Below are 12742 nucleotides of genomic sequence, written 5' to 3'. Positions count from 1 at the left end.
TTTCTTTACTAACAAAAGTATATAAAAATGCTTAAATAATTCCTAAATCTTTACAAAAAGCAACAAGCTGCTCGTTACTGGTAACTTCCAGGTCCTCTTTCAAACTGTTAAGTTTTTTTTCTACACTGCTTAAGCTGTTGGGCCTGATGTCATTATTTTGAAGGTAAACAGGAATGTTTTTCTGCAAAACTCCCTGAGAAAGAAGAGAGACAAGGGTAATGTCGTAAGTAGAAAACTCATAACTATTCAGCTTTTTAATGTCTTGCTTAAGATCAAGTGAGAGATAGTTTTCATTGACATACACTGATGCGATTGCCTTTTTTAGCTCTTTGGAGTCGTTGCGGGCTTTACGAACAAATCCATTGATTCCATATTCTGTAAAAAGAGAATCTATAACCCCGGATTTGTGGGTTGCTGAAAAGACAATTACTTTCAAGGAGGGGAGGAGCATTTTGGCTGCTCTGATCAATTCTTTGCCATCTTTGATGTTTTGCTCACGATGATCTTCTTCAAAAGAGAGATCAGTAATCAGCAGGTCATAAACATTATTTTCCCGGATTGATTTTTGAATTTTCGCTACTGCATCATCACAATAATATACATAGTCTGCATTGGAAATATGGAGATCTTCCAATGTTTTTTGCACAGAGATACTGCTGCTTTCGTGGTCTTCGGCTATTAAAATTTTTTTGAACATTCTTTTTTCTTTATTTAAGAAGCGGGAAATGAAATATATATCTTCAGTCCTTTTTCTGTTGTATTGTCAAAAGTAATTTCTCCATTAATGGTTTCAATACGGGAAACCGTATTTCTTAATCCGTTTTTATAAGAAAGTTCTCCTGGGATACCAATGCCATTATCAGTATACTGAATCTGTATAATATTGTTCACTTTATCAAACTTAAAGGCAACGCGGCTGGCATGGCTATGCTTTTTCATATTTACCAGCAACTCACGGATCACCTGATATACCTCATCTTTTTTTGAATCATTTATACCTACCCAGATATTCTTTCCATTTCCGGCCAAAAAGGTTTTTACATTGTCATTTTTAAATGACCCAATGAGATTGGATATTTTTTCATCAAATGCTGCAATATCTTTAACATCCGGCTGTTCATAGGAAATATCTCTGGATTTCTCATAAACAAACTCAAGTTCATCAAGAGCTTTGTTCTTATCAAAATTATCCTGGTTCTCAATCTTGGTCATTACCTGGTAGATCCCGTTGGCTACGACGTCGTGAACTTTTTTAGAGAGCCTGAGTTTATTTTCGTTTATTTTTAATTCATTTTCTTGCTTGAGCCTTGTTTGTCTTTTTTTATATAAAGTGATAATTACAATTATAGTAGCGATAAGTAGACCCAAAAGGGAAGAAAGCCATAATAGCTGATTTTCTCTTTCAGCTTTTTGTGTTTTTAATTTCTGATTTTCAGTCTTGCTTTCTTCTACGCCATAGACGATAGTAGCGAATTTATTATTATCAATGTCTCTGGATATTTGTATACTGTCTCTTAGAGAGGTGTATTGATCGAAATTTTTTTGAAAATTTTTAGAATCAAAAGCAGTAATTTTATGCAAAGCTTCCAATTCATCATCGGTACTTTTTGCTTCTTTTGCAACATTGTACATCATTTCCGCATACTGTAAAGCTTTTTCAGAATCCCTATTTTCATAATAATCTGCTAAATGGGAATAGCTTGCATTCTTTCCCATATGGTCGTTGATCTCATTTTGTATTGTGAGAGCCTGCAGTTGAGTAGGGATGGGATCATATGTTTTATCAGATAGCCATTTTATATATGAAAAATTTGATAGGATCCTTGCATAGATCATCTCATGTAATTGTTTTGCTTTTGGAAGAATGCTATCATAGATCTTTATCGCTTGGATATAATTTTTTTCTTCCTTATAAGAGGTTGCGATATTTACTTGTATTGCTATTTTGTTATAGGAGTTTCCAGCGAATTTTAGAGCAGAATTATAATAGTTACGGGATTCAGAGTAATGCTTCAAACTATTACTTACCATACCTAAATTGTTGAAATTATCTGTAATATGATGGAATTGAGCAGAATCTTTTGTATTGAATAAGGTTTTTGCCTTCAATGAAAAATCCTGACTTTTAAAATAATCACCATGAGAGGTTAGTATTTTAGCCATTCCTAGAAGACATTTTGCCTGACCAAATTGGTCTTTATTCTGCTTAAAAATCTCAAGAGCTCTACCATAATAAACATAAGCACTATCTCCATTACTTAAAGAATCGAATGTATAGGCTTTATTGTAATCAGAATTGAATATTTCCTGATTTGTCTCTTTTTCCAAATACTTTGTACAGGAACAGATTATTAAGCTTAGTGCTAGAAATACAAAAATGTTAAGCTTCAAAATAATTAGTTTTCATAAAAATATAAAATTACTTCTATAATTTTATGGTATCTAATAAAAAAAGAATAAGTGAGAGAAGCTAACCTCTCTCACTTATTTACTATTTTTTTGGAGGCAATGGTATTGTTTCTCCTCCTGTATCCTCTCCTAATTCTACAGATGCACTTACTGTTACTGGAGTTTGGTTGTTATCAGATGTTGTATTCGCGTTATTATTGGGGAATGCTAAACCTAATAGCATTAATATAAACTGGATCATTTCCTTAAAAATTTAAAATTGAGGCATTTCTGTAGTTGCCAGTGAAACCGATCACAGGTAGAGCTACACGATTAAAAAATTTGAAGCGCTTCTAAATTTTTGGGAAGTGAACCATCAAAACGGAGGAGAAACATCTGCTTCCCAACCCGGAGTTTTTCCTCCGCTTATCAGGTGATTTTGAAATCAGTTTTGTAAATTTGTTTTTGTAATGTTTTGTTTATCACTGATTTCTGAAGCAAAGATGCGACAAAAGGTGACGCATGTGTTAGTCACGTTTTGGACATTTAAGGACACGGAATGGACACTGAAGGCTTTATGGGAATCCGTAATGTGATCTGATTGGGAATTATCTATTTTGTAATGGCTCAAAAAATTATATATGTCCAAGAAAAAACTACTAATTCATGAGGTGTTCAAAAAAGCACAGGAAGACTTTCCCAACAGAAATACAAAAAGCGGTTGGGCAGATGAGCTTTCTGATTATTTTGAGAAAACCTGGAACTTTATGATAAACCAAAGAACCTTTGTAAGATATTATAATGCTTGTATCCGTGATGATAGAGAGCCTGATATAAAAGATCAGGAAATTTTTAATAAGCTCAGTCAATATATAGGGTACGAAAACTTTCTTGAGTTTTCGAGAACGTTTGTCAAAGAAGAGGAAGATACCAATAGAACCACTGTTAAAATAAAAGTGGATGAACATGAAGAGTCGTTATCGGAAAAAATATCAAACATTATTATTAATATTACTAACGAACAGCATTTCAAAGTTCCTGAATTTATAAAGCAGAATGGGTTGGGAATTATTGAAATGGCCTTTATTTTATGCCTTGTCACAGGAAATGTTGTTTTTTCTGGAAATAAGAAAATAAGTGGCAACTATTCATCTCATTTAGGATTTATGTCCACTATGGCACCAATGACGGAGAAAAAATATATGTACTGGAATGGTGAAAGATATATCGGAACAGACAGCAGCTATATCCGCCCCGGAATTGATATTGTAGCTATGGATGCCCATAAGCTTCTGCACTTTAGAAAAATTATGAGAAAAGATACTCTGACCGAGCTCAATGCATTAGGGAAAACCTGGTATTCAAAATATAATAATGAAGTTGAATTTTTTACAGATGATGGGGTAGATCCGGATAACGGGAGAGAATTAAGAAAGACATCCCCTATCATTATTTTCAAATACGCGGGGAAGCCATATGATTCGTTAGTTGTTGAGGAGTAAATTATAAATTTGATTTTTCAGCCAAAGACTTGCCTACTCATAAAAAAAGCGAAGATGTCTCTCCGCTCTGTATTATTCCTGGTTTAGCATTCCCAACTCTCCGAAATGCTTCTTAAATTTCTGAATTTTAGGACCTACAACTGCGCTGCAATACGGTTGTGTAGGATTTTCATTATAGTACCCCTGATGATATTGTTCCGCCGGCCAGAATTTCTCGAATGGTGCTAACTCTGTAACATAGGTTCCTGTCCATCTTCCTGATTCCTGAGACACTTTAATTGCCTTCTCAGCCTTTGCCTTTTCAACATCATCTTTATAGTAAATAACAGAACGGTATTGGGTTCCTATATCATTACCTTGTCTGTTCAGTTGAGTAGGATCGTGCAGGAAAAAGAAAACATCCATTAATTGTTCATAAGAGATGATGGAAGGATCATAAGTAATTTCCACTACTTCAGCATGTCCAGTTTCGCCGGTACATACTTCCTGATAGGTCGGATTATCCTTATGCCCGCCTGAATATCCTGAAATAGCAGATTGTACGCCTTTCAACATATTGAAGCAGCTTTCCACACACCAAAAGCATCCACCACCGAAAACGATTTTTTCTAAATTATTGTTATTCATTTTTTTGGTATTATCCTGTTTTACATCCTTTCCATAGTAAGGGAATGACCCGGAAAAGGTTAATCAAAAGTAAGAAAAAGTTTTTCATTTGAGTAAGGTTTCAGGTTCTTAAACTCAAATTGCAACGTATTCACTAGTTACTAAAAAAGCACCCTGAAAAAGGATGCTTCATATTATTTAATCTAAGTTCGGTTAAAGTAAAAGGCTGGAAGTTCAGTCAACAACGCCATTAATTTATTGTAAAGAAAAAAACAGATGAATGGCTATCCTTAGTACTCCATGACTTCCATCTCTCAGCTTCAGATCTCGGTTACTTTTCCCAAACCAGGGCACTTGCTCCTAAAATAGCAGCGTCAGCCTCGTTAAGTTCACTGAATACTAATTTTACTTTGTTTCTGAAGATTGGAAGAAGGTTTCTTTCCATATGAAGTTTAGCAGGTTTTAAAATAAAGTCTCCTGCTTTAATTACCCCGCCGAATAAAAGAATGGCTTCAGGTGATGAAAACATGACGAAATTGGCTAATGCTTCTCCCAGCTTTTGTCCTGTATATCGGAAAACTTCAATGGCGATAGGGTCTTCTTTCATAGCACATTCATAAACCGTTTTAGAATTGATCTCATCTTCAGGATACTGATTCAGCATAGATTCCGGGAATTCAGCTCTCATTTTTTTAGCTGTAATGGTAATCCCCGTAGCAGACGCATAGGCTTCAAGACTTCCTTCTGAACCCGTACTCCAGTGTTTTCTTCCGCCAGGTTTTACGATGGTATGGCCCAGCTCTCCTGCAAAACCGTCATGTCCATAGATTAAGCTGCCGTTAGCAATGATTCCGCTTCCTACACCGGTTCCCAGGGTAATCATGATGAAATCTTTCATTCCCCTTGCAGCACCAAAAAGCATCTCCCCTAAAGCAGCAGCATTGGCATCATTGGTAACCGTACAGGGCAAATTGAATTTAGCCTTCATGAGCTCAGCAAAAGGAATTACTCCTTTCCAGGGCAGGTTAGGGGCAAGTTCAATGGTTCCTTTATAATAGTTGGCATTGGGGGCACCCACTCCGATTCCATCGAAGTTTTTTTCTTTACCATGTTTTTCCATTAAAGGATAAACATGCTCGTGTAAAGCATCTATAAAATCCTCGACTTTGTCATAGGCATCGGTTCTCAGGTTTCCTTTGTCCAAAACTTCTCCGCGATGGTTGACAATTCCGAACTTGGTATTGGTTCCGCCGATATCAATTCCCAGGGCAACTTGTTTTGATAAATCTATTAATGACATTTTTATTCTTAAATTCTGTGGGCTAAAATTATAAAAAAGATTGTATTAATAGATTATGAACTGAGCATTATTTACATTTTAAGCCGTTTTTATTGGCTTTTTCTTTTTTCTTCCCCACCAGATCAGGAAACCTGTTACCGGAAGTGATGCACAGATCAGGCTTACTACAAAGGCTATAATTTTAGTGGGAAGCCCTAGTATGGCTCCTACATGAATGTCATAATTGGCATTGACAACTTTTTCCCCGAAATTCTTGTCTTTGGGATCGTGTACATGAAGCAATTCACCTGAGTTTTCATCAAAAATCAGGCTGCTGCTTTTATGATAAGAATATGATAAATGCTTTACAAATACTTCAAAATTGGGATGCTCATGATCATCCATATGCTCATGACCCAGATCTATGGCAAAACCATAAGAATCCGGATATTTCAGCTTTACAGTATTGATGATTTTATCAAGAGTTCCTTCTGTTCTCAGTTCCACAGGTGCTTTGGTTTTGATGTGGGAGAAGTCCGGGTATTGTGTTTTCCCGCCGGAAAAGATGAGATAGATCATTGCCTGTACAACAAAGAAAGCATAAAATAACCCTGTAATAGAAAAAATTAAAGCAAATATGGATGCGTAAAAACCCAGTACGTTATGGAGATCGTAATTTTTTCTTTTCCAGCCCTTGATATTTTTCCATTTAAAAGAGAATCGCTGTTTTCTTGCTGCTTTATTTTTAGGCCACCATAATATAATACCGCTTATCAGCATGATAATAAAAATAATGACCGGTATTCCCACAACATACGTTCCCCAATCCTGTTTTAGAAGGAAGCTCCAGTGAATCATTTTTACAATATTGAAAAAACCATTTTTTTCGTCATAAACCCTTAATACTTTTCCGGTGTAAGGATTTACATAGGCTTGTTTATAGATGGGAAATTCATCAAAATAGTTCCAGCCTTTCGTATTGTGCTCGTACCAAAAGAATGAGTACGACATTTTTTTGTCGATAGGAATATTGACCCAATGGACAGGATATTTTTCTTTTACCTGTTCTGCAACAGCTTTTTCCATCATGCGGATGGGAAGAACCTGTTTTTGATCAATATTCTGCTCGTGATGATACATCACTTCTTTCCGGGTGAAATTTTCCACTTCATCCTTAAAAACATAAAGGGCTCCGGTAATGGAAATGATAAAAATTAAAAAACCAATTCCCAGCCCGAACCATAAATGGAGTTTAGCGGACCATTTCTTAAAAAATCCCGGTTTCTTTTTATGATGATGTTTTTTCTTCATATCGCAGTAAAATAGTACAAAGATAATCTTAATCTTATTTAGATTAATTAAAATTTATATTCCACCATGAGAGTTCCCCTCATTCCCAAGGCATTAACGAATTCATTGTCTCTTGCCGACCACCAGGCAATAGCAGGCTGATATTTTTTATTGAACAGGTTTTCGATGCCTAAAGACAATTTCCAATTACGGTTAACCTCAAAGCTTGTTTTGAAATTGAAAACTGTATATTCAGGAACATACCCTTCACCATAAGCATACAACCCTGTTTTTGCATTAGGCTCAAATCTGCTTTGGGTGAATGAATGAAGCATATCCAGACCTAAGGACAGCACCGGTATGGGTTTTGCCTGAACATAAGCAAGCACTTTCGGAGCAGAAATCCTGCTGTTGTTGATTTTTGCAGAATAATTCCCGTCATCCTTTAGAGAAGTAATTCCTTCCATCCAGCTGTAGCTTCCACCAAATTGAAGCCAGTGTAGGGGAGTAAAGTGTAAAAAGCCTTCCACACCATAAACGATTTCCGGTGACCTCTGGATCATTAATGCTCTGTCCGGGCTTTGTACAAAAGAAGCTCCTAGTTTGGAAGTACTCACATAGGAAGTTAATTCATAATTCAGCCAGTTTGAAAGCTGTCCTGTTGCTCCCAGTTCATAATTGTTGACAATGATAGGTTTGGTTTCAAGACTTTTAATCGTTTCGGAAGTTGAGGTTCTTAAGATTCTTCCCAGCTCGTTGATAGAATAGGCTTGTGAAAAGCTTGCAAAAAGATTAATATAAGGCTGAACATTGTAGCGGATACCGATATTTCCTACTAAGGCGTTATAATTTAATTTTCCTCCTGCAACAGGAATGCTGGTTGTAAAAGTTCCATCACTTTTAAGTACTGAAAGGGTGTTGAAATCATCTACATTCACCCTGATATTTTCGTAACGAAGCCCGGCCTTAATGGTCAGTTTCTTAAACAGGTCAATTTTTGTCAATAGGAAAGGAGCAATATTGGTCATATTCATATTGGGAGTCCAGAAACGGCCGTCTTCCAGTTTTTGTACGGTTTGGTCGTTCAGGATATCGGCTCCGTAGATAATTTCTCCCTGAGAATTGCCAGAATTCCAGAGTTGGGTGTCAAAATTGAATCGCGCCCCGGCTTTTTTAGAAATAACATTGGATTGCCCTCCATTCAAAAAAGTATCACTGTACCCATAGACTGTTTTAAAATCCTGATAATAAAGATTAATATTCAATGATGTTCCTGCAAACAGGTTTTTATTGTCATAGCTTACCCTGATGTTGTGGTTTTTTGGAGTTCCCTGTGGTGTTGTTTCAAGGCTTTTCCCCACTCCTTCGCCTATGGTTGGCCTGATGCCATATTTTCCTGTACTTAGCCCCAGGTTAAGATCAGATCTTGAGGAGTAACCAATATAAGATGCTTCAATTCTTTGATTATCATTGATATTGTAGCCTAATTTCAACATTCCGTTGTAATTATCCATCTTCGCAGTACTGTATGTTGGACTCAGATAAACACCGCTTGCATCTTTCATGTAACCTGTTCTTTCATAAGCTAGTGAAAAGGTATAATCAAACCTGTTAATTTTTCCTGTTAAAAGCTGGCTGGCTCTTATTCCCAGGGTTCCTCCGTAAGGCTGGCCGGTAAAACCGATCTGTGATATCCCGGAGATTTTCTTATCTGTTTTACTTCTTTTCGTAATATAATTGATGATACCACCATCGGCACCATTTCCATAGATGGAGGATGCTCCTTTTATGACTTCAACTCTTTCAATCGCTGAAGGATCAACAACCCTCAGGTCTCTTGCCCCGTTTCGGAGAGGAGTAGACTGTGGAATTCCGTCAATTAATACCAGGACCTGGCGGCCTCTTAATGTTTGTCCGGTATTCGATGTCTGCCCGGAATTGGTTCCTAAACTGGGAACGGTATACTGCAGGATACTCGTAATATCCGAATTGACCGTCAATTGAGATTGAATCTGCTTTTCCGCAACCACGGTGATTGAGCCTGGAATTTCCTTGATATTTTCCTTCTTTCTTGAGGCTGTCATCACAACTTCCTCAACGCTTTGGGTTTGTAAACTATCCTTAACCTGCGCAAAGACCATCGTGGTTCCTAAACAGGCCGCTGACAAAATCACTTTTTTCATTATATTTTCTTTCCTTTTTTCTTTCTTTTCCCCCACCAGACTAAGAATCCGGTGACCGGGAGTGAGGTACAAATGAGGCCGGCGATAAACCATATGATTTTTCCAAACAGCCCGAAGTAGGAACCTGTATGGATATCGTAATTGGCATTCGCATATTTTTCAGCATTATTGAGTTTGTGATGAGGTTTATTGGCGAGAAGTTTTCCTGAATATTTGTCAAAAATGAGAAGGTTCCTTTCACTGAACCTTCCTTCCTGGCCATACACTGTGACCGGAAGATTTTTAAGCTCTTTTCCTTTTTTATTTTTTCCGTTTAAGGATATTCTGAAGCTGGATGATCCGGAATATAATTTTTGTGTTTGTACCGCTGCAAGATCAAAAGTCGCCTGGTTTTTTGGCATCAGGGAATCAGGTGATTTGATTTCTTTTTCTTTAGGCAGTTCAAAAGAGCCTGAGAGTGTAAGGTTGAATGCATTTTTCACATACGGGTAAGCAAAATAAATTCCGGTAATGCTCATTAATAAAGCAATAAATGAAGCATAGAATCCTAAAATATTATGAAGATCATAGTTTTTGCGCTTCCAGGTTTTTACATTTTCCCAACTGAACCAGAACCGTCCTTTTCTTGCTTTTTTGTTTTTGGGCCACCATAATATAATTCCGGTGATCAGCATAAAGATAAAAAGTATGGAAGGAATTCCCACGACATACTTGCCCCAGTCTGAATTGAGAAGAAGTCCCCAATGAATATATTTTAAAATATTGAAAAAATCATATTTTTCATTGTAAATACCCAGAATTTCACCAGTGTATTGATTAACATATACCTGCTTGTTCATCAGAACTTCCTGAAAATAGTTCCATCCCTTCTTATTTTTTTCATAATAAAGAAAGCGGTAAGATTTATTTTTATCTAAAGGAATTTCTACAGAATTTACCGGATATTGCTCATTAACTGCTGAGGTTACTTTTTCGCGAAGAATAGAAATTGATAAAGGTTGTTTACCGGTATCTTCCTGTTTTATATAAATGGCGTCCTTACGAAGGATATTCTGTACTTCATCCTTAAAAACATATAAAGTGCCGGTCAGAGACACAATAAAAACGATAATACCAACGGACAAGCCAAACCACAGATGCAGTCTGGCAGACCATTTCCTTGTTGGAGAAACCTTCTTTTTATGGTGATGCTTTTTTCTCATAGCAAAAGTTAACCCTGAAGGGCTAACTTTATTATTAAAATTTATATCCGATTGATAATCTGAAATTTCTAGGTGCATCTGCCTGATAATAATAATACCCGGCATATGGAGTTCCTGAGTATAAATATCTGTTGAAGACATTGAACACATTCAGGTTGATCCTGAATTTTGCATTTTCCCAGGACGCCCCGGCATCGAATTTTACATAATCACCCATTTGTAAGGTATTTGTGCTTCCCCAGTCCCAGCTGCTTCTATCACCCATATACGTTCCTCCGAAGTTTAATCCAAAGCCAGTTAGTTCACCTACTGTAAATGTATAGTTTAACCATCCGTTCACCGTATGTTTGGCATATCCCGGAACTTTATCTCCTTTGTTTGCTTTTGGTGTTGTTTCAGTGAATTTGTTTTCAGTGAATGCATAGTTGAATATTGCATTTAAGCCTTTAAATACTTCCCCTTTCAGATCAAATTCCACTCCCTGTGCCCTTGTTTTTCCAAGCAGAATAGAATATTTATAGGTAGGATCTGATGGATCTCCTGTAATAGCATTGTTTTTATTAATGCTATACAATGATAATGTAGTATTCCATTTTCCGGCAAACCAGTCTTTCTTGAAGCCAATCTCCATATTGCTTCCTGTTACAGGCTTTGCTGTTGTTCCATCCCTGAACAAACCTGCCTGCGGGTTGAATGATTGGTCATATAAAGCATAAGCAGATGTATTGGCATCAATAGAATAGCTTACGCCAATACGGGGGGTGATTCTGTTGGCCTCAGACAATGTGCCGTAGTTGTTTTCCTTTACGGTAGTATAACGGGCGGCTAAAGTAAGGCGCAGGGCATCATCTAAAAACCCCAGTTCATCCTGTAAGTATAACCCCGTATAATTTTGATCAATTGTACCCCCGGCACCAGCTCTTACAGAAAGAGGCTTACTCGTGTCAAATGGTTTATAAGTGCCATTGGGCCCTGAATAAGAGCTTTCACCATTGATATCATAATTGCGGGTATTTACATTAAACCAATATCTGTAATCAGGCGTACCATTATCTCCATTTTCGTTGTTTTTATCCAGGCTGTAGTTCTGATTCCAGTCTGCAATATATTTTTTACTTCCAAGGTCTAATCCGGCTAAGATTTTATGAGAAACAGATCCTGTTTTGGCATAACCATTCAGAAATAGCTGTCCGAACTTCATCTCATTGCTTGCCTCCCAATAGTTTAAACCGCGAAGCATATACTGTCCTTCAAACTTTGTAGGCCAGATATCACTTCCTAATGTATATTCATTGACATAAGTAAGCTGCGATGTTAATTTCCAGTTCTCATTAAATTTATGCTGCAGGTTTACATTAATCGTATTGTTGGTAACCCTTGTAGGATCAATGCTGGGATCTGTAATGCTGTATTCAACCGGTTGGGTAGCATAACCGTCTGCACTGAATACATAAGCAGAGCCCACTTCGGACATTTTTGCTTTTTGATAAATATATTCTGCTGTTAAAGTAGTTTTATCACTAAGATCCACCTTTAATGAAGGATTAATAATGTACCTGTCATTGAATTCATAGTCTCTGAAACTTTTTTTGTTTTGGGCCATTACATTTAATCTGAATGCTACTTTATTCGTGATTTTTGTGTCAATATCCGTTTCTCCTCTGTACATATTGAAACTTCCGAGTGTAACTCTTGCTGTTCCGTTTAAAGCGTTTCCGGTAGGTTTTTTCGTAACAATATTATAGATTCCGCTCGGTTCTCCGTTTGACATTAAAAATCCTGAAGGACCTTTTATAAACTCGATATGGTCTACATAGCTCATATCTTCGCTTAAAGGCCCCCAGTTGGAGGTAACATTGACTCCGTTCATAAAAGCTGCTGCTCTGGCTCCTCTCATATTTACTCTTGTATACATATCTCCCCAATGTTCCAGTCTTTGGGCTCCGGCAACGTTTCTTAGAACGCCGTCACTTAAAGTAGTTACCTGCTGATCTTCTAAAGCTTTATTGGTGATGATTGAAATGTTCTGAGGAATTTTTATTAGTGCTTCATCCAGACGAAGAGAAGAAGATCCCTGCTTTTCTACATATTTCTTATAATACTTACCATTGACTACAATTTCTTCAATATGATTAGATTTGGTGGAATCTTTTTCCTGTGCAACCACTATAATAGAACTTAATAATGAGGCACAAAACAGTACATTTTTCATGAAAGTCAAATTTTATGCAAATATATTATTTTTAACTATTCTAAATAAATAATATTATTGACATTTATCATAAAAATATA

General features: G+C 36.7%; 10 protein-coding genes. 1 reads left to right on the top strand and 9 read right to left on the bottom strand.

The genetic code is table 11. The features are described 5' to 3' along the window. Nucleotides 1-31: 31 nt before the first annotated feature. The 3 genes from OK18_RS07180 to OK18_RS21685 all read right to left on the bottom strand — a co-directional run bounded on the left by OK18_RS07180 (nucleotide 32) and on the right by OK18_RS21685 (nucleotide 2632). Nucleotides 32-697, bottom strand: coding sequence for a response regulator (locus OK18_RS07180; protein WP_050021818.1), 666 nt, complete (start codon nucleotides 695-697; stop codon nucleotides 32-34). A 14-nt stretch (nucleotides 698-711) separates the two neighbouring features. Beyond that, entirely contained in the window at nucleotides 712-2328 is a 1617-nt protein-coding gene (locus OK18_RS07175) for a tetratricopeptide repeat-containing sensor histidine kinase (protein WP_053327568.1), read from the bottom strand. A gap of 163 nt (nucleotides 2329-2491) precedes the next feature. Continuing rightward, complete coding sequence (locus OK18_RS21685) at nucleotides 2492-2632, bottom strand: hypothetical protein (protein WP_156173238.1); 141 nt, start codon at nucleotides 2630-2632, stop codon at nucleotides 2492-2494. Nucleotides 2633-3029: 397 nt separating this feature from the next. On the opposite strand from OK18_RS21685, the gene OK18_RS07170 reads away from it, so the two are divergent. Next, nucleotides 3030-3890: a hypothetical protein gene (locus tag OK18_RS07170; protein WP_053327567.1), complete on the top strand. Its 861-nt coding sequence runs from the start codon at nucleotides 3030-3032 to the stop codon at nucleotides 3888-3890. A gap of 72 nt (nucleotides 3891-3962) precedes the next feature. On the opposite strand, the gene msrA is transcribed toward OK18_RS07170, so the two are convergent. From msrA to OK18_RS07140, 6 genes are all read right to left on the bottom strand, one after another. Next, on the bottom strand, nucleotides 3963-4517 hold the full coding sequence (gene msrA, locus OK18_RS07165; RefSeq protein WP_050021823.1) for a peptide-methionine (S)-S-oxide reductase MsrA: 555 nt from the start codon (nucleotides 4515-4517) through the stop codon (nucleotides 3963-3965). A 310-nt stretch (nucleotides 4518-4827) separates the two neighbouring features. Continuing rightward, nucleotides 4828-5796: an ROK family protein gene (locus OK18_RS07160; protein ID WP_050021824.1), complete on the bottom strand. Its 969-nt coding sequence runs from the start codon at nucleotides 5794-5796 to the stop codon at nucleotides 4828-4830. 78 nt (nucleotides 5797-5874) lie between these two features. Continuing rightward, nucleotides 5875-7086 carry a PepSY-associated TM helix domain-containing protein gene (locus OK18_RS07155; protein ID WP_053327566.1) on the bottom strand — a complete coding sequence of 404 codons (1212 nt, stop codon included), beginning with the start codon at nucleotides 7084-7086 and terminating at the stop codon, nucleotides 5875-5877. Between the two features lie 47 nt (nucleotides 7087-7133). Continuing rightward, complete coding sequence (locus OK18_RS07150) at nucleotides 7134-9248, bottom strand: TonB-dependent receptor (RefSeq protein WP_053329314.1); 2115 nt, start codon at nucleotides 9246-9248, stop codon at nucleotides 7134-7136. Continuing rightward, nucleotides 9248-10450 (bottom strand): PepSY-associated TM helix domain-containing protein, encoded by a 1203-nt coding sequence (locus OK18_RS07145; protein ID WP_053329313.1) that lies wholly within the window; start codon nucleotides 10448-10450, stop codon nucleotides 9248-9250. The genes OK18_RS07150 and OK18_RS07145 overlap by 1 nt, the downstream gene beginning before the upstream one ends. A gap of 34 nt (nucleotides 10451-10484) precedes the next feature. Beyond that, nucleotides 10485-12662 (bottom strand): TonB-dependent siderophore receptor, encoded by a 2178-nt coding sequence (locus OK18_RS07140; RefSeq protein ID WP_053327565.1) that lies wholly within the window; start codon nucleotides 12660-12662, stop codon nucleotides 10485-10487. Nucleotides 12663-12742 lie beyond the last annotated feature (80 nt).

Origin of the sequence: Chryseobacterium gallinarum (assembly GCF_001021975.1) — a bacterium.
Classification (GTDB): domain Bacteria; phylum Bacteroidota; class Bacteroidia; order Flavobacteriales; family Weeksellaceae; genus Chryseobacterium; species Chryseobacterium gallinarum.
The sequence above is the reverse complement of the archived record's forward strand: the minus strand, read 5'-3'. Positions and strand labels throughout refer to the sequence as shown.